The sequence below is a fragment of the Microbacterium sp. JZ37 genome (assembly GCF_035188445.1).
Taxonomy (GTDB): Bacteria; Actinomycetota; Actinomycetes; order Actinomycetales; family Microbacteriaceae; genus Microbacterium; species Microbacterium barkeri.
The window spans coordinates 2887042-2904928 of record NZ_CP045253.1; the positions used below are offsets into that span (position 1 = coordinate 2887042).

15 protein-coding genes are annotated in these 17887 nt (G+C 73.1%); 5 read left to right on the top strand and 10 right to left on the bottom strand.

Annotated features, from left to right (window positions below; translation table 11 throughout):
* Window positions 1-73 precede the first annotated feature (73 nt).
* Both GC092_RS13385 and GC092_RS13390 read left to right on the top strand, forming a co-directional pair.
* On the top strand, window positions 74-2161 hold the full coding sequence (locus GC092_RS13385) for an acyltransferase family protein (protein WP_324012521.1): 2088 nt from the start codon (window positions 74-76) through the stop codon (window positions 2159-2161).
* A 74-nt stretch (window positions 2162-2235) separates the two neighbouring features.
* Window positions 2236-3288: an LLM class flavin-dependent oxidoreductase gene (locus GC092_RS13390; protein WP_324012523.1), complete on the top strand. Its 1053-nt coding sequence runs from the start codon at window positions 2236-2238 to the stop codon at window positions 3286-3288.
* 383 nt (window positions 3289-3671) lie between these two features.
* Here the strand turns inward: GC092_RS13390 and pheA are convergent, their stop codons facing one another.
* Window positions 3672-4640, bottom strand: a complete 969-nt coding sequence (pheA, locus tag GC092_RS13395; RefSeq protein WP_282979023.1) for a prephenate dehydratase — start codon at window positions 4638-4640, stop codon at window positions 3672-3674.
* Window positions 4641-4721: 81 nt separating this feature from the next.
* Between pheA and pgm the strand changes: the two genes are divergently transcribed.
* Window positions 4722-6365 carry a phosphoglucomutase (alpha-D-glucose-1,6-bisphosphate-dependent) gene (gene pgm, locus GC092_RS13400; protein ID WP_324012527.1) on the top strand — a complete coding sequence of 548 codons (1644 nt, stop codon included), beginning with the start codon at window positions 4722-4724 and terminating at the stop codon, window positions 6363-6365.
* A 75-nt stretch (window positions 6366-6440) separates the two neighbouring features.
* Here the strand turns inward: pgm and GC092_RS13405 are convergent, their stop codons facing one another.
* Complete coding sequence (locus tag GC092_RS13405) at window positions 6441-7283, bottom strand: alpha/beta fold hydrolase (protein ID WP_282979027.1); 843 nt, start codon at window positions 7281-7283, stop codon at window positions 6441-6443.
* Between the two features lie 92 nt (window positions 7284-7375).
* On the opposite strand from GC092_RS13405, the gene GC092_RS13410 reads away from it, so the two are divergent.
* Window positions 7376-7939 (top strand): TetR/AcrR family transcriptional regulator, encoded by a 564-nt coding sequence (locus tag GC092_RS13410; protein WP_271173172.1) that lies wholly within the window; start codon window positions 7376-7378, stop codon window positions 7937-7939.
* A 6-nt stretch (window positions 7940-7945) separates the two neighbouring features.
* Here GC092_RS13410 and GC092_RS13415 read toward each other — a convergent pair whose 3' ends face one another.
* The 8 genes from GC092_RS13415 to GC092_RS13450 all read right to left on the bottom strand — a co-directional run bounded on the left by GC092_RS13415 (window position 7946) and on the right by GC092_RS13450 (window position 16629).
* A complete protein-coding gene (locus GC092_RS13415) occupies window positions 7946-9091 on the bottom strand; it encodes an AI-2E family transporter (protein ID WP_324012529.1) in 1146 nt (381 codons plus the stop codon).
* Window positions 9092-9173: 82 nt separating this feature from the next.
* Window positions 9174-10268: a Gfo/Idh/MocA family protein gene (locus GC092_RS13420; RefSeq protein ID WP_271173174.1), complete on the bottom strand. Its 1095-nt coding sequence runs from the start codon at window positions 10266-10268 to the stop codon at window positions 9174-9176.
* A complete protein-coding gene (locus tag GC092_RS13425) occupies window positions 10247-10942 on the bottom strand; it encodes a ThuA domain-containing protein (RefSeq protein ID WP_324012532.1) in 696 nt (231 codons plus the stop codon). Before GC092_RS13425 ends, GC092_RS13420 begins: the two co-directional genes overlap by 22 nt.
* On the bottom strand, window positions 10939-12117 hold the full coding sequence (locus GC092_RS13430) for a Gfo/Idh/MocA family protein (protein ID WP_324012535.1): 1179 nt from the start codon (window positions 12115-12117) through the stop codon (window positions 10939-10941). Before GC092_RS13430 ends, GC092_RS13425 begins: the two co-directional genes overlap by 4 nt.
* 47 nt (window positions 12118-12164) lie before the next feature.
* Complete coding sequence (locus GC092_RS13435) at window positions 12165-13298, bottom strand: Gfo/Idh/MocA family protein (RefSeq protein ID WP_324012536.1); 1134 nt, start codon at window positions 13296-13298, stop codon at window positions 12165-12167.
* Window positions 13295-14107, bottom strand: a complete 813-nt coding sequence (locus tag GC092_RS13440; RefSeq protein WP_271173178.1) for a DUF6807 domain-containing protein — start codon at window positions 14105-14107, stop codon at window positions 13295-13297. Before GC092_RS13440 ends, GC092_RS13435 begins: the two co-directional genes overlap by 4 nt.
* Window positions 14104-15120 (bottom strand): LacI family DNA-binding transcriptional regulator, encoded by a 1017-nt coding sequence (locus GC092_RS13445; RefSeq protein ID WP_324012540.1) that lies wholly within the window; start codon window positions 15118-15120, stop codon window positions 14104-14106. Before GC092_RS13445 ends, GC092_RS13440 begins: the two co-directional genes overlap by 4 nt.
* Window positions 15121-15123: 3 nt before the next feature.
* Window positions 15124-16629 carry a glycoside hydrolase family 43 protein gene (locus GC092_RS13450; RefSeq protein WP_324012542.1) on the bottom strand — a complete coding sequence of 502 codons (1506 nt, stop codon included), beginning with the start codon at window positions 16627-16629 and terminating at the stop codon, window positions 15124-15126.
* Window positions 16630-16702: 73 nt separating this feature from the next.
* On the opposite strand from GC092_RS13450, the gene GC092_RS13455 reads away from it, so the two are divergent.
* Window positions 16703-17824 (top strand): alpha/beta hydrolase family protein, encoded by a 1122-nt coding sequence (locus tag GC092_RS13455; RefSeq protein WP_324012544.1) that lies wholly within the window; start codon window positions 16703-16705, stop codon window positions 17822-17824.
* Window positions 17825-17887 lie beyond the last annotated feature (63 nt).

Below are 17887 nucleotides of genomic sequence, written 5' to 3' on the forward strand. Positions count from 1 at the left end.
GTGCGAACACCCCGGGCAGAGCCGGCCCGCGCTTGCCGGACTTCCTCGGCTCGACGTCGTATGGTCTCTCGCGATGCAGACGACAGCCGCCCCCGACACGCGCGTGCCCGCGACCGGCCAGCCCGCGCGGCGCGGCACCTGGCGCACCGACATCCAGGGGCTCCGCGCGATCGCGGTCGGGCTCGTCGTCCTCGCGCACGCGGGCGTGCCGCGCCTCGACGGCGGCTTCATCGGCGTCGACGTGTTCTTCGTGATCTCGGGCTACCTCATCACGGGCCTTCTCCTGCGCGAGCACGAGCGCACGGGTCGGATCAGCATCGCCGACTTCTATGTGCGGCGCGCGCGGCGCATCCTCCCCGCGGCGACCGTCGTCATCCTCACGGTGCTCGCGGCCGCGGCCGCACTCCTGCCCACGACGCAGGTCGAGCAGACGACGTCAGACGCGCGGTGGTCGGCGGTGTTCCTCGCGAACGCGCACCTCGCGGCGCAGGGCACGGACTACTTCTCCTCGAGCGAGCCGTCGCTCCTGCAGCACTACTGGTCGCTCGCGGTCGAGGAGCAGTTCTACCTCGTCTGGCCGCTGCTCGCGATGCTCGTCCTCACGCGTCTGTCGCGGCGGGCGTTCACGATCGCGGCGACCGCGGTGTTCGCGGGCTCGCTCGCCTGGTCGCTCCTCTACACGGCCTCCTCCCCCGCGGCGGCCTACTTCAACACCCCGGCTCGCGCGTACGAGCTCGCCGCGGGCGCGCTGCTCGCGTGCGTGCTGCCCGCCACCCTCCGCGCACCGTGGCGCGCCCTCACGAGCCTGCTCGGCGCCATCCTCATCGCCGTCGCGGCGGTCGCGTTCGACGCCGGCTCGGCGTTCCCGGGATGGCAGGCCCTCGTGCCGACGATCGGCACCGTGCTCCTGCTCGCCTCGGGTCCGCGCTGCCTCGTCGGGCGCCTGCTGTCGCTGCGCCCCCTGCGATGGATCGGCGATGTGTCGTTCTCGCTCTACCTCTGGCACTGGCCGGCGATCCTGCTCGTGCCGGCCATCCTTCCCGACGAAACGCCGCCTCTCGCGTCGGGGGCGCTCGCGGTGGGCGTCGCCGTGGCTCTCTCGGCCGTCAGCTACCACCTCGTCGAGGTGCCGTTCCATCACCGGCGCGTCCCGTTCATCTCGCAGGGGCGACGCGCGCTCGCTCTCTGGCCCGCCTCCGTCGCCGTCGTGCTCGTCGGCGCGCTCACGGCGACGGCTCTGGCCGGCTACCGCGACCAGGCGGCGGACCGCGCGGCGGCCGCGTGGTTCGAGAGCGGCGAGACGAGCGGCTTCACCCAGCTCGGCGGCACCCCCGACGTGGCGTGGGAGCTGGAGACCGCACTCCGCCTCGCCGACGAGGGCGCGCCCATCCCTCCGTCCATCGACGGCTCGGCGCTCACGAAGGACAACTGGGGTGCGGTCGGCGAGGGATGCTTCGCGGCGGATGGCCAGACGAGCGCCCCCGAGTGCGTCTTCGGCGACGAGAGCGCCGACCGCGTCATCGCCCTCGTCGGCGACTCGCACGCGGCGATGTGGCTGCCGGCGTTCGACGAGATCGGCCGCGAGCGCGGCTACCAGGTGCGGATGTTCGCCAAGCTCGCCTGCGCGCACTACCCCGTCTACCAGGCCGCCAAGGCGATGACGCAGGAGGAGTGCGACGCCTTCCGCAGCTGGACGAGCGCGGAGCTCGCCGAGCTGCGACCCGACACGATCTTCACGACCGCGCGCGGCATGCTCTTCCTGCAGGATGGCCGCGGAGGGGTGAGCGCGCCCGACCAGTGGTCCGCGGCGGTCGAGGCGTCGGTCGCCGAGCTCGCCGGCGTGACCGATGACATCCGCGTGCTCGGCGACGTGCCCACGCGCCCCGGCCCTGCCGAGTGCCTGACCGCACCCGGCGCCACGCAGGCCTCGTGCATCTCGGCGCCGGGCGGTCTCGAGTACGACAGCAACGCGTTGACGAAGGCCGCCGTGGAGGCTGCCGACGTCGGCGCCGAGTACATCGACGTCGTCAGGTACGCCTGCCTCGACGGACGCTGCCCGCTCGTCGTCGACGAGTACCCGGTCTACGAGGACGACAGCCACCTGTCGACGCCCTGGGTCCGCCACATCGCCCCGCGCGTCGCGGACGACTGGGGACTGTAGGGCGGTAACGAGAGGATGCCGCGCCCGAGGCGGGCGGAGGAATACGCTCGCCCACGGCGCGGTTGTCTCGAGCGATGTCCGACGCACCCGCTCCCGCTCTGTCCATCCTCGATCTCGTCTCGGTCCGCACGGGGCAGTCCAGCTCCCAGGCGATCGCCGCCTCCCTGCAGATGGCGCAGCGCGCCGATGAGCTCGGATACCGCCGGTACTGGTTCGCGGAGCACCACAACATGCCCGCGGTCGCGTCGACCACGCCGCCCGTGCTCATCGCGGCGGCGGCCGCGCGCACTGCGCGCATCCGCATCGGGTCGGGCGGCGTGATGCTGCCGAACCATGCGCCGCTCATCGTCGCCGAGCAGTTCGCGGCCCTCGAGGCGCTCGCTCCCGGGCGCATCGACCTCGGCCTCGGCCGCGCACCGGGCAGCGACCCGGTCATCACGCAGCTCCTGCGCCGCTCGGGCACGACGAGCGAGGCGGAGCGGTTCCCCGATCACGTGACCGACATCCTCGCGATCATGAGCCCGGAGGGCGCGACCGTGCGCTTCACCTCGGGCGGCGAGTACGCCGTGCACGCGACGCCGGCCGCGACCGGCGCTCCGGAGGTGTGGCTGCTCGGCTCGAGCGACTACTCCACGCAGCTGGCCGCGAGCTTCGGACTGCCCTACGTCTTCGCCAACCACTTCGCGGGCGACGGACTCGAGCGCGCGATGGCCCTCTACCGCAGCCAGTTCAAGCCGAGCGCGTGGTTGGACGCACCGAAGTCGTTCGTCACGGCCAACGTCGTCGTCGCCGAGACGCCGGAGGAGGCCGAGCGGCGCGCACTCCCCCAGCTGCGCCAGTTCGCACGCCTCCGCACGAACAAGCCCATGCGCCCGATCGAGACGATCGACGAGGCGCTCGCGGCGCCATCCGATGCGCTCGAGGAGTCGTTCATCCAGCAGTCACGCTCGCGCTGGTTCGTCGGCACGCCCGACACCGTGGCCGCCGAGCTGCGCGCGTTCGCGGCTCAGCACGGTGTCGACGAGATCATGATCTCGCCCGCCGCCGGGTCGTACGACGCCGACCCGCTGGACGCGGCGCCCGGTCGCCTCGAGACGGTCGAGCTGCTCGCTGCCGCGCTGGCCTGAACGAACCGCCATCCGCCCAGGTCGCACAAACCGTCCCCCGAAGGCCCCGGAAGGCCGCAAACCGCGACCCGAACGATCGCCCATCCGCCCAGGTCGCACAAACCGTCCTCCGGAGGCCCCGGAAGGCCGCAAACTGCGACCCGGACACCGAGCCCCAACCGGCCATCCGCCCAGGTCGCACAAACCGTCCTCCAGAGGCCCCGGAAGGCCGCAAACCGCGACCCGGACAGCCGACCCCAACCGGCCACCCGCCCAGGTCGCACAAACCGTCCTCCGGAGGCCCCGGAAGGCCGCAAACCGCGACCTGGACAGCCGGCCCGAACGACCCGACGACCCGAACGACCCCAACAGCCCCGGCGACCCGGACGGCCGAGAACGGGGGGCTACGCCTCGGGCTCGCCGGCGAGGAGGCCGCGGAGCCAGTCCCGCGCCTCGACGAACGCCTCGTCCCCATAGCGCTGCGGGTAATGGACGACCTGGCGATCGGCGCGCGGGTACGAGCCGAGGAACACCACGTTCGGGCTGAAGCGCCGCAGGCCCATCAGCGCGTCGGCCATCCGCTCGTCGAAGACGTGCCCGTCGGCGTCGATGACGAAGCGGTACCGCCCGAGGGCGTCGCCGATCGGGCGCGACTCGAGCAGGCTCAGGTTGATCCCGCGTGTCGAGAACTGCTCGAGCAGCTCGAGCAGAGCTCCGGGCTCGTCCTTCGGCAGCTCGGCGACGAGCGACGTCTTGTCGGCTCCGGTGGGCGCGGCCGGCGCGACCGTGCGCGTGACGAGCACGAAGCGCGTGACGGCCTCGGGGTTGTCGCCGATGTCCTTCGCGAGCACCTCGACGTCGTGGTGCTCGGCGACGCCCGGCGCGACGATCGCGACCTGTGCGGGCAGCGAGCCGTCGAGCATCCCCACGGCGCTCGCCACATTGCTCGACGCGACGACGTGCTCGTGATCGGGGATGTTCTCGGCCAGCCATCCGAGGCACTGCGCGTAGGCGACCGGATGGCCCGCGACGCCGACCGGCTTCTGCGCGCGGATGTCGTCGAGAGACGCCCCGGGATGCGCGACGAGCCAGAAGCGCACGGGCACGAGGTACTCGCCGACGATCCGGAGCCCGGGGATGGTCGCGAGTGCGTCCTGCGCGCTCGAGACGCCGCCCTCGATCGAGTTCTCGATCGCGATCATGGCGGCGTCGCTGCGTCCCGAGACGACGTCGGCGAGCGCCTGCCCGACGTTGCTCACCGGGCGCCAGATCTGGCCGCGCGCCTCGGGGACCTGCGCGAGCGCGGCCTCGGTGAAGGTGCCGGCAGGCCCCAGATAGCTGTACGTCCGGCGTTCGGGGGCATCCGTCGACATGACGATCAGCCTAGACGGCTCTGCGACGACTCCGAGACGAAGAACTGTGCATGGAGGGCCTCGACGGGGCAGACTTGCCCTATGACGAGCCGTGCCGGACTCCCCGCTGAAGCATCCGACCTCATCGACGTCGATGAGCTGATCTCCGCCTACTACGACCGCGCACCCGATCCCTCGATCCCCGCGCAGCAGGTCGCGTTCGGCACGAGCGGCCATCGCGGCTCGAGCCTCTCGACGAGCTTCAACGAGAACCACATCCTCGCGACGACCCAGGCGATCGTCGACTACCGCAACGAGCAGAGCATCGCCGGCCCGCTCTTCCTCGGGCGCGACACCCACGGCCTGTCGCTGCCCGCCGAGCGGAGCGCGATCGAGGTGCTCGTCGCGAACGGCGTCGACGTGCGCGTCGACGCGCGCGACTCGTGGGTGCCGACCCCCGCGCTGAGCCACGCCATCCTCGCGTACAACCGCGGCCGCGCCGCCGACGACCCGGGCCGCGCCGACGGCATCGTCGTGACGCCGAGCCACAACCCGCCGGCCGACGGCGGCTTCAAGTACAACCCGCCGCACGGCGGCCCCGCCGACACCGATGCGACCGGCTGGATCGCCGACCGGGCGAACGCGCTCATCGCGAGCGGCCTCGACGCCGTCAAGCGCGTCAAGCACGCCGACATCGACCTCGACTCGCTCGGCCAGTACGACTTCCGCGAGGCGTACGTGCGCGACCTCTCGACGATCATCGACGTCGAGGCCATCCGCAAGGCCGGCGTCCGCATCGGCGCGGACCCGCTCGGCGGCGCGTCCGTCGAGTACTGGGCGCTCATCGCCGAGATGCACGGCCTCGACCTCACCGTCGTGAACCCCGACGTCGACCCGACCTGGAAGTTCATGACGCTCGACTGGGACGAGAAGATCCGGATGGATCCGTCGTCGCCGTCGGCCATGGCCTCGCTCGTCGCACGTCGAGACGAGTACGACATCCTCACGGGCAACGACGCCGATGCCGACCGGCACGGCATCGTCACGCCCGACGCGGGGCTCATGAACCCCAACCACTACCTCGCCGTCGCGATCGACTACCTGTTCTCGCATCGTCCCGGATGGTCGTCGGACGCGGCCGTCGGCAAGACGCTCGTCTCGTCGATGATGATCGACAAGGTGACCGCGGCGCTCGGGCGTCGCCTGCTCGAGGTGCCCGTCGGCTTCAAGTGGTTCGTCCCGGGCCTCCTCGACGGCTCGGTCGCGTTCGGCGGCGAGGAGTCCGCGGGCGCGTCGTTCCTCCGCATGGACGGCTCGGTCTGGACGACCGACAAGGACGGCATCCTCCTGTGCCTGCTCGCGGCTGAGATCCTCGCCGTCACGGGCAAGACGCCCTCGCAGCGCTACGCCGAACTCGAGGCCGAGTACGGCTCGTCGGCCTACCAGCGCGTCGACGCCCCGGCCACCCCCGAGCAGAAGTCCGCCCTCAAGGCGCTCTCCCCCGACGACGTCTCGGCGTCCGAGCTCGCGGGCGAGCCGATCACGGCCAAGCTCTCGCACGCTCCCGGCAACGACGCGGCGATCGGCGGCCTCAAGGTGCAGACGGAGCACGCGTGGTTCGCCGCCCGCCCGTCGGGCACCGAGGACGTCTACAAGCTCTACGCCGAGTCGCTCAAGGGCGAGGAGCACCTCCGCCGGGTGCAGGAGGAGGCGCGCGCGGTCGTGACCGCGGCCCTCGGCGGCTGAGGCACCGCGCGAGACGACGGCACCGCACGCGACGACGGCCCGCCCCGATCGGGGCGGGCCGTCGTCGCGCGCGGGCTACTTCGCGAGGAAGTCCTTGAGCGCCGCGTTGACCTCGTCGGCGTGCGTCCAGAGCAGACCGTGCGGAGCGCCCTCGACCTCGACGTAGTCCGCCTCGGGGACGGCCTCGTGGAACCGGCGGGCGGTCGCGTCGATCGGGAGGATCTGATCCTTCGTGCCGTGCAGGATGAGCGTCGGCTTGCCGGCGGCGCGGACGGCCTCGACGTCGCCGCGGAAGTCCTCGATCCACGCGGGCACGACCGCGTAGGCCGCGACCGGAGCGCTGCCGATCGCGACGTTCCAGCTGGCGGTCACGGCCTCCTGGCTGATCCGGGATCCGAGGTTCTCGTCGAGGTTGTAGAAGTCGCGGTAGAACTGCGTGAACCACGCGAAGCGGTCGCCCTTCGCGGCGGCCGCAATCCCGTCGAACACGTCCTGCGGAACACCCTCGGGGTTGTCGTCGCGGGCGACGAGGAACGGCTCGAGCGACGCGAGGAACGCGAGCTTCGCGACGCGCTCGTGCCCGTAGCGGGCCACGTAGCGCGCGAGCTCGCCCGTGCCCATCGAGAAGCCCACGAGCACGACGTCGCGCAGGTCGAGCGTCTCGAGCACCGTGTTCAGGTCGGCGGCGAAGGTGTCGTAGTCGTAGCCCGCCCCGACCTTCGACGACTGACCGAACCCTCGGCGGTCGTAGGTGATGACGCGATAGCCCTGCGCGAGAAGCTCGCGCGTCTGCCGCTCCCAGCTGTGCCCGTTCAGGGGGTAGCCGTGGATGAGCACGACCGGCTGCCCGGACCCGTGGTCCTCGTAGTACAGCTCGACCGGGGTGCTGTTCTCGTCGCCGACGGTGATGTAGCCCATGATCTCTTCCTCTCGATCCCCGAGAACGGTCGTTCTCGCTGGTGAGGTCCACGCTAGAGAACGATCGTTCTCGTGTCAAGTAGACTGGGCGCATGACCGAGGAAGAAGCACGCGAGCGCATCCTCGCCGCGGCCGAGGAGCTCTACTACCGCAAGGGATACGCGGCTGTCGGCATGGACGAGCTGCGCTCGGCGGCCGGCGTGTCGCTGCGGCGCCTGTACGCGCTCTTCCCCGCCAAGAACGACATCGTCGCGGCCGTGCTCGACCGTCGGCATCGCCAGTGGGAGTCGGCGCTCGACGGGGCGATCGCCGCCGCCGGCGACGATCCGCGCGAGCGCCTGCTCGCGGTCTACCGCTATCTCGAGGACTGGTTCTGCACGGGGGACTTCCGGGGCTGCGCGTTCATCAACGCCTTCGGCGAGCTCGGCGGAACGCATCCCGAGGTCGCCCGCATCGTCCGCGAGCACAAGGCGTCGTTCCAGGAGCACATGGCGGCGCTCGTGGCGGCGTCGGGAGCCCCCGCCGCCCTCGCGGCGCAGCTCTCGATCCTCGCGGAGGGCGCGCAGAGCACGGCCGCCATCTCGGGCGACCCGCAGGTCGCGGCTCAGGCGCGCGCTGCGGCCGAGGTGCTCATCGACGCCGCGACGGCGCGCTGAGCGCGCTCACGCCCGCGCGCCGACCCTCCGGTCCTTCCGCCGCGCCCAGCGCGCGGGCGTGGCCGGTCCGTCCCAGACCTGCACGATGCCCCACACCACGGCGGCGAACGGCGCGGCGAGGATCGCGCCGAGGATGCCGCCCAGCACGGTTCCGATGGCCAGTGCGATCAGGACGACGAGGGAGTGCAGCTTGAGCGCCCGCCCCATGAGGATGGGCTGCAGCAGGTTGCCCTCGAGCTGGTTCACGACGACGACGATCGCGATGACGATGATCGCGACGATCGGACCGTTCGCCACGAGCGCCACGAGCGAGGCGAGGATGCCCGCGACCGTCGCGCCGACGATGGGGATGAACGCGAGGAGGAACACGAGGATCGTCAGCGGGAAGGCGAGCGGCACGCCGAGCACGAACAGCCCGATGCCGATGCCGATCGCGTCCACCGCGGCGACGGCCGCCGTTCCGCGCACGTAGGCGCCGAACGTGTCCACCGACTTGGCTCCCGCGCGCTGCACGCGCGCGTACCACTCGCCCTCGAAAGGCCGCGTGAGGAAGGACCAGATCTGCGGGCCGTCCTTGAGGAAGAAGAACAGCACGACGACCATGAGCACGAAGCCCGTCACGAAGTTCGCGACGGCGCCGACCCCGGCGACCGCGCCAGAGCCGAACTGCGCGCTCGTGAAGAAGTCGGTCACCGACGCGATCCACTCGTCGATCTGCGCTTGGTCGGGCGCGAACGGCAGCGTGTTGACCCACGCGACCACCTGGAGGAAGCCCTCCTGCGCCTGCGCGTACAGCTCGCTCCACTGACTGCGCACGGCCGAGACCATCGCCCATCCGAGTCCGCCGATGATGAGCACGATCGCGAGGAGCACGATCGCCGTCGAGAACGACGGCCCGAGGCGCGGCCGCAACCACCCCATGAGGGGCTCGAACGCGCACGCGAAGATCAGCGCGAGGAGCACGGGGATGACGACGACCGACAGCGTCTGCGACGCGTAGACGAGACCCGCGGCGAGGATGACCACCGCGATGATCTGCACCGCGCGCGTCGCGAGCGTGCCGAACCCGTCGGACCACAGCCGGCGCGGCGTGCGGCCGTCGGTCACGACCGGCGCGGGCGCCGGCGCCTGAGGCGTGCGTCGTCTGAACATCGTGCTCCCCCTGTCGTCGCGAACGCGTCGTCACCATCCTGCCGGACGCCGCGCGCGAGTCCCGGGAGCTTGACCCTGCGGATCAGCTGTGCCAGTCCTCCCGCGCGGTGAAGGGAACGGCCTCGGGGCGCGCGGTGGTCGTGGTGAGCTCGACGCGCCCGCCCTGCTCGGCCGCGCGCAGGATGCCGGTCATGATGTCGAGCACGTGGAGCGCCATCGCGCCGCCCGCGCGCGGCTCGACCCCGGGGGCGGTCCGCACGAAGTCGACGAGGCCGACGCCGCGTCCTGCCCCGTCGTAGCCGCCCGAGACGGCGAGCGTCTCGGGCTCGGCGCCCGGCCGGTGCAGCACGACGTCGCCGTCGAACCGGTTGGGGTCGGGCACGAGGAGCGTGCCGTCGGTGCCGTGCACCTCGATCGGCGACGCGGTCGTCGTCGTGCCGTCGAAGCTCGTCACGATCGTCGAGATCGCGCCGTTCGCGTGCTCGAGGATGCCCGTCACGTGCGTGTCGACGTCGACCGGGATGGTCTCGCCCGCGCGCGGACCGGATCCGATCACGCGCTCGGAGCGGAGGCGCGATGCCGCACCGCTCACCGCGACCACCGGCCCCAGCAGCGTCACGAGCGCCGAGACGTAGTAGGGGCCCATGTCGAGCATCGGGCCGCCGCCCGGCTGGTAGTAGAAGTCGGGGTTCGGGTGCCAGCGCTCGTGGCCGGCCGTGATCATCGTCGCCGACGCCGCGACGGGTCGCCCGATGAGGCCGTCGTCGACCGCGCGGCGGGCCGTCTGCACACCCGTGCCGAGCACCGTGTCGGGTGCGGAGCCGACCGCGACGCCGGAGCGCGCGCCGGCCTCGACGATCCCCCGCCCCTCGTCGACCGAGACCGCGAGCGGCTTCTCGCCGTACACGGCGCGGCCGGCCTCGATCGCGGCGTGCGCGATCTCGGCGTGCGCGGCCGGGATCGTCAGGTTGAGCACCGTCTGCACCGCGGGGTGCCGCACGAGCTCGGCAGCCGGAACCGCCTCCGCGCCGGTCTCCGCGGCGACCGCGGCCGCGCGCTCCTCCGACAGGTCGGCGACCGCGACGATGCGGATCTCGGGATGGCCCGCGAGCGCGTCGAGGTACTGCCGCGAGATGTTGCCGAGTCCGACGATGCCTACGCCGTGCGCGTCGCCCACACCAGGCCCCTCTCGATGATCGTGCGGACGTTCTCGTCCTGCAGGACGTCCGGGCTGTGGCCGGGCGTGGCGACGAAGATCCGCCCCTCGCCCCACTGCCGCGTCCAGACCGCGGGCGACGTGATCGGCCGGTGCCACGGATGCCACGGGCGCACGGGGTGCGTCGTGGTCGCGAGCACGTCGTTCAGGTCGTCGTGCAGCACCCAGTACTGCTCGGTCTCGAGCGCGAAGTCGTCGATTCCCGCGGTGATCGGGTGCGTGCGGCCGAGCTCGGTGATCTCGACCGTGTACGGCAGGTAGTTGTCGCTCGCGTCGCCGACGAGCTCGCCGGGCTCCTTGCTCGGGTGGGTCGCGAACTGGCCGCCGACGAGCTGCAGGTAGTCCGAGCTGTTGCGGAACGAGTCCGCGATCCCGCCGTGCCATCCGGCGAGGCCCGTGCCCGCGCGCACCGCGGCGATGAGCCCCTTGAGCTCCTCGGGCTCGATCGTCGACATCGTGACGCTCTGCAGGATGAGGTCGGTCTGCGCCATCGCATCGGCGTCGGCGTAGACCGCGGTCGACTCCTCGACGCGGACGTCGTAGCCGCGCTCCTCGAGGAAGGGGAGGAAGAGGTCCGTCGACTCGACGGGCTTGTGCCCGTCCCATCCGCCGCGGACGACGAGTGCCCGGGTCACGCGCCTCCCCCGACCTGCGTGAGGACGGCGTCGGCCGCTGCGCTGCGCTCGACCGCGTCGAGGACGCGCTGCACGCTGAGCGCCTCGTCGAAGCTCGGCGACGGGTCGCGCTCCTCGGCGATGGCGGTGACGAGGTCGACGACCTGGTGCGTGAAGAGGTGCTCGTAGCCGAGGCCGTGGCCGGCGGGCCACCACGCGTCGACGTACGGATGGGTCGGCTCGGTCACGAGGATGCGGCGGAAGCCCTGCTCGCCGTCGGCGTCGGCCGCGTCGTAGAACTCGAGCTCGTTCATCCGCTCGAAGTCGAAGGCGATGGATCCGCGGTCGCCGTTGATCTCGATGCGGTTCGCGTTGCGGTGCCCGAGCGCGAAGCGCGTGGCCTCGAACACGCCGAGGGCTCCGCTCGCGAACGACGCGGTGAACGCGACGGCGTCATCGACCGTCACCGGGCCGCGCTCGGCGTCGGCCGCCGCGCGTCCGCCGAGACCGCGTTGCTCCGAGAGCACCGGGCGCTCGGCGACGAACGTGCGCAGCTGCGCGGAGACCGCCTCGAGCGGCTCGTCGAGGAGCCACTGCGCGGTGTCGATGATGTGCGCTCCGATGTCGCCCAGCGTTCCGGACCCCGCGACCTCCTTGTCGAGGCGCCACGTGAGGGGCGCGTCGGCGTCGGTCAGCCAGTCCTGGAGGTACTGCGCGCGCACGTGGCGGATGGTGCCGAGGCGGCCGTCCGCGACGAGGCGCTTCGCGTAGGCGAGCGCGGGTGTGCGGCGGTAGCTGAAGCCGCACATCGCGCGCGTGCCCGCGGGCGCGGTGCGCGCGGCCTCGGCCATCCGCTCGGCCTCCGGCAGCGTGCGGGCGAGCGGCTTCTCGCACAGCACGTGCTTGCCTGCGGCGAGCGCCGCGATCGACACCTCGGCGTGCACGTCGCCCGGCGCGCAGACGTCGACGATGTCGATGTCATCGCGCGCGATGACGGCGCGCCAGTCGTCCGACCACTCCGCGGCTCCGAGCTCGTGCGCGGCGCTCTCCGCGCGCTCGGCAGAGCGGCCGACGACGACCGCCAGCTCGGGTCGGGCCGGGAGGTCGAAGAACCGCGGTGCGGTCCTCCAGGCGTGAGCGTGTGCACGGCCCATGAAGGCGTGTCCGATGAGTGCCACCCGCAGCGTCGAGGTCATGGCGTCTCCTCTCCATTCAGGAGCCATCGTGCCATATAGCGGGGCTGTCAACAAATGAAGGGCGCGCCGAGCTCGGTGAACGTCCGCTGCGTGCGCAGGGCGTCGTGCAGCGCGGCCTCCACGCCCCGGACGACGCGATGACGGCCGGCATCGTCGACGGCCTCGATCCAGTGCTCGGCGGGGATCGCGCGCGGCTCGGGAGCGGCCATCACGGCGTCGACGAGGCGCATGAACGCGCCCGTCTCCGCGAGGGGCACGGCGAGCGGCGCGCGGCCCGCGCGGGCGTCGAGCAGGTTCTCGAGGAGCGGCTCGCGGCCGAACGCGCGCGTGACGGGCGGACGCCCGTCGCCGCGGACGAGCTGCACGACGTCGAGCGTGTAGTACAGGCGCACGGTGCCCTGCGCTCCCACGACCTCCACCCAGGGCTCCTCGCGCTGCGCGGCGCACAGCGTGACGGCCGTCGTGAGCGTCCGCCCGTCGCGCAGGGCGAACCGCGCGACCGAGGTGTCGTCGGCCTCGATGTCGTTCGCGTGGAAGAGGTCGAGCGCGATGCCGTCGACGTCGTCCGCGCGCTGCATGCCGGCGAGAGCGAGCGCCGTCGCCGACGCGTGCGCGAGCGGGTTGGTGAGCGCCCCGTCGGCGACGACCACGCCGCCCATGCGGCGCCGCCCCGCCCACGCCGCCCGCGCGTAGTAGCGGTCGTCGCGCACCCACGCTCCCGTCGCGCCGTAGCGCAGCACCTCGCCGATCGCGCCGTCGGCGACCAGGCCGCGCACGTACGGCACGGCCTCCGACCCGAGGCTCTGGAACCCGACCTGCACCCGCGCGCCCCGCGCCGCGGCGTGGGCCGCGAGCGCGTGGAACTCGTCGAAGGTCGCGGTCGGCGGCTTCTCGAGCAGCACGTCGCACCCGGCATCGAGCGCGGCCGCCGCGATCGCGGCGTGGGTGTGGATGGGCGTCGAGATGATCGCGACGTCGACGATGCCCCGCGCGAGCATGCCCTCCGCATCGTCGTCGTGGACGACGTGCGCGGGCAGCGCCCCCGGCGCGGGCGGCGTCGGGTCGGCGACCGCGACGAGGCGCGCGACGCCGCGCTCCTCGAGCGCGAGCGCGCGGCGGACGTGCGATGCCCCGTGGCCGTGGATTCCGACGATCCCGAGGCGCGGCGTCTCGACGGTCATGCCCTCACCTCCGTGCGGATCCGCTCCGCGATGCGCGCCGCGTCGTCGGCGGCGACCGGCCCGTCGAGGACGACCGCGGAGAGGTCGAGCTCGAGCGTCTCGGATGGCGCGAGCACGCGCCGTCGCACGGTCGCGACGGCCGGCCCGAATCCCACGTACCCGCCGGTGCGGACGAACCACGGCAGCCCGCTGTCCGTCGCGGCGACGACGGTCGCGCGGTCGCCGACGATCGCGAGCCACGGCGAGCGGGACCCGTGCGCGATGTCCGTGCCCTCGCCGTCGGCGCACACGGCGTGCGCGCGGGCGAAGGGCGTGCGCCAGAAGATCCCGCCGTAGAACGCGCCGTCGCGTCCGTTCGTGTGCGGGCTGCCGAACTCGGCTCCGCCGGCGCCCGCAGTCAGGGTCGACCGCCACGACATCCGCCATCCGTCGCGGTCGGGGGCGATGCGCAGCGCGCGCCGCTCGGAGAGCAGCACCGCGCCATCCGGGCCCGCCCACGCGAGCTCCTCCTCGACGCCGTCGCCGTCGGCATCCCGCGCGAGCACGCGCTGGACGCCGTGGTTGTCGAGCATCGTCGAGCCCCGCCCGGCGACGAACGTGCGACCGCCCCAGAACGAGGCGCGCGAGACGTCGGGGATCGCGAGGCTCACCCCCAGGTGGTGAAGGTGGTCGGCCGGCCCGACCGCGGTCACGGCCTCGCCGCCGAGCGTGACGGCCTCGAGATACGGGCGCGGCGACAGGCGCGGAGCGACGTCGAGCCCCTCCCGGTACCGCGCGACCGCCGCGTCGCCCGCGTGCAGGGCGATCATGGCCGGGGCCCCGTGCTCGCGCGCACGGTCAGAGCCGGCGTGAACACGACGGGGTCGCGGCGCAGCCCCCCGCCGATCTCGTCGTGCAGCTCGCGCCACACGGCCGCCCCCACCCCGGGCAGGTCGACCGTCATCGTCGTGAGCGGCGGCGCGGAGTACCGCGAGAAGGGGATGTCGTCGAAGCCCGTCACGGAGAGGTCGTCCGGCACGCGAACGCCCTCCTCGTCGAGACGGCCGAGGAGACCGAGGGCGACGATGTCGTTGAAGGCGAGCACGGCGGTCGCGCCGCTGCTGCGCACGGCGTCCCACGCGCGGTAGCCGTCCTCGAAGCCCGACCCGCACGCGAGCTCCCGGATCTCGATGTCGGGGTGCGCCTCGCGGAAGGCGATGAGCCCGCGCAGGCGCTCGTGGTTCGATCGCGACGCCTCGGGGCCGGAGAGGAACGCGATCCGCTCGTGCCCGAGGTCGACGAGGTGCTGCGCGAGGGTCTGGATCCCGGTCGCGTAGTCCACCTGCGCGACCGCCGCGTTGCGCCCCGTCGTGCGGTTCACGACCGCGACCGGCTGCACGCGCGGGAGCAGGTCGAGCAGCTCGGGTCGTGTCATGCGCGGCGCGATGAGGACGACGGCGTCGGTGCGGTTGCGGATGTCGATGGCCGATGCGGCCTCGCCGGCCTCGTCCTCGAGGGTGTCGGCGACGAGCACGCGGTACCCGTCGGCCGCGGCCGCACGGTGCACCCCGTGGAGGACCTGGTGGAACATGGGGTTCGACAGATCGGGCACGAGCACGCCGATCGTGCGGCTGACCCCGAGCGAGAGCGACCGCGCGGTCTGGCTGGGCGTGTATCCGAGCTCGTCGATCGCCGCGCGGACGCGCTCGGCGATGTCCTCGGCGACCGTGGGGACGCCGTTCATCACGCGGGACACGGTGGCCTTGGAGACTCCCGCGAGCTCCGCGATGTCGGAGATCGTCGTCTGCCGGACGGGGTGCCGTCGGGTGCGCTTCGTCGCCATGGCTCATCTTCTCCCGTCTCGCACGTCGATCTCGACGTCTGCGAAGCGCGCCGTGGCGTGCTGGGCCGCCCCGGTCGCCGCGAACAGCACGTACTCGGCGCCGATCCACTGCCCCTCCGCCGCGCGGAAGCGCACGGGGAGCGCGCGGTCACCGCCGGGCTCGCGCACCGCCACCGCGATCTCGCCGTCGGCGTCGCACGACAGCGCGAGCCGCACGGAGCCCGCGGGCGCCGCCTCGTCATGCCGCACGGTCTCCCCCGGCTCGTCGCGATGCCGCGTCGCGACGACGAGCCGATCGCCCTCGGCCGTGCGGCGGAGCCCGGCCCAGAGGTAGTCGAGGCCGAGCACCCCGGCGCCCGCGCGCGTGCCGGCCGGGCCCTCGAGCGAGAGGGAGACCGCCATCGTGGACGGGACGCCCGGCAGCGGCTGCCCGATCACGCGCGGCAGCGTGCGCAGGTTCCCCGCGTCGACCCCCGCGACGATCCGCAGGCATCCCGGTTCCGGGAGGAGCCATCCGCCGTCGGGATTCGCCTGCCACGCCCACTGCGCGCCAGGGAGCCCGTCGGGGAAGCCGTCGCCGCGCGCGAGCGTGCGCGGACCCTGGGGCGCTCCCTGGGGCGACGCGTGCTCGAGGACCGGGCGCCCCTGGTCGCCGAGCACGGGCCATCCGTCGTCGCCCCAGTGCATCGGCTGGAGATGCAGGACGCGGCCGAAGACCCCGCGGTCCTGGAAGTGGAGGAACCAGTGCGCGCCATCGGCCGTCTCGACCCACGCGCCCTGATGCGGCCCGTTCACGGGGGTGTCGCCCTGCGCGAGCACGACGCGCTCCTCGTACGGCCCGTACGGGCCGCGCGCGCGGAACGCGTACTGCCATCCGGTCGCGACGCCGCCCGCGGGGGCGAGGATCCAGTACCACCCGTCGCGCTTGTAGAGCTTCGGACCCTCGAGCGTGACGCATCCGTCGATCGCGTCGCCGTCGACGACGTCGCGCGACGGCCCGACGACGGCCGTGAGGGCCGCGTCGACCGGCACGATGCTGAGGACGTTCTTGCGGCCCGCGCGGCTGCGCGCCCACCCGTGCACGAGGTACGTCGCGCCGTCGTCGTCCCACAGGGGGCACGGGTCGATCACGCCGAGCCCGGGCAGGAGCAGCCGCGGCGCGCTCCAGGGCCCGCGCGCGTCGGCGGCGCTCACCACGAAGACGCCCTGATCCGGATCCGGGTAGACGATGTGGAAGAGGCCGTCGTGATGGCGGATGGACGGCGCCCAGACGCCGGCGCCATGCCGCGGCTGCGCGAACCAGGCCTGCGGGGTGTTCCCGGCGACCGCGTGCGAGACGATCTCCCAGTTGACGAGGTCGGTCGAGGCGAGCACGGGCAGCCCCGGCGCGCGGTTGAAGCTCGAGGCGACGAGGTAGTAGACGTCGCCGACGCGGATGGCATCGGGGTCGGGGACGTCGGCGTCGATGATCGGGTTGCGGTACCGCGCGGCGCTGGTCGGCTCTGTCATGGGATCCCGTCTGAGAAACCGGTTACTCTCAATCCATCGTAGGGTGCTGCACGACACCAGGGGAAGGACGAACATGACCCGCCGCGATCTCCGGGGGCTCGAGGGGCTCGATGCGCTCCTCGGCCGGCCCTTCACCGCGCGGCCCGAGGAGGTGGATCTCGGCGCCGTCCCCGCCCGCCTCGCGGCGGCGCTCGGCGTGCCGCCCGTGCCCGACACGACCCCCGTCGTCGAGGAGGGCACCTGGACGCGCGACGGCGTCGACGGCCTGGCCCTGCGCTGGAGCACGGGGTTCGGACCCGACACCCGCGCCTGGCTCCTGCGCCCGGCCGGCGAGCGCGCGCCGCTCCCGGGCATCGTGGCGCTGCACTGCCACGGCGGGATGAAGTTCCACGGGAAGGAGAAGATCGCCGACGGCCCCGTGGACGAGCCGCGGGTGGCGGCGTTCCGCGCCGAGGCGTACGACGGCGTCGCCGTGGCCAACGCGTTCGCCCGCGCCGGCTTCGCCGTGCTCGCGCACGACGCGTTCGGCTGGGGCAGCCGCCGGATGCGCCGGGAGGACATGCCCGAGCGCACCCTGCGGGCAGCCGCCGACGCGATCGCCGCACGGGGCGGCGCGCTCGACGATGCCGCGCGCTACGACCTGCACGCCAGCCCGAACGAGGACGCCGTCGCCAAGACGCTGGGCGTCCTCGGGACGTCGTGGGGCGGCCTCGTCGCGCGCGACGACCTCATCGCCGCGCGCGTGCTCGCGGCCCGGGCGGACGTGCGCCCCGGCGGCGTCGTCCTCGTGGGACTGTCGGGCGGCGGCGCCCGCGCGGCCCTGGCCGGCGCGCTCGACGAACGGGTCGTGCGCGCGACGGCGGTCGTCGCGATGATGGCGACCTTCGATGCGATGCTCGACGGGTACATCCAGCGCCACACGTGGATGCTCATGAACCCGGGGATGGCCCGGGTCGGGGAATGGCCCGACATCGCGGCCGCACGCGCACCGCGTCCGCTGTTCGTCGGCTTCGCCCGCCGCGACGCGCTCTTCCCCCTGCGCGGCATGCTCGACGCCGAGGCGCGTCTGCGCGCGCACTACCGCCGAGCGGGCGCCGAGCACGCCCTGCACACGGCGTGGGCCGATCGCCCGCACTCCTTCGGCGCCGACACGCAGCAGGCGTTCCTCGCCTGGGCGGGAGCGCTCTCCTCCTAGAATCACGCGGAGGAGCGCCACCCGCGCCTCCGACGGAGAGCGCGCGACGAGGCGCGCATGGCA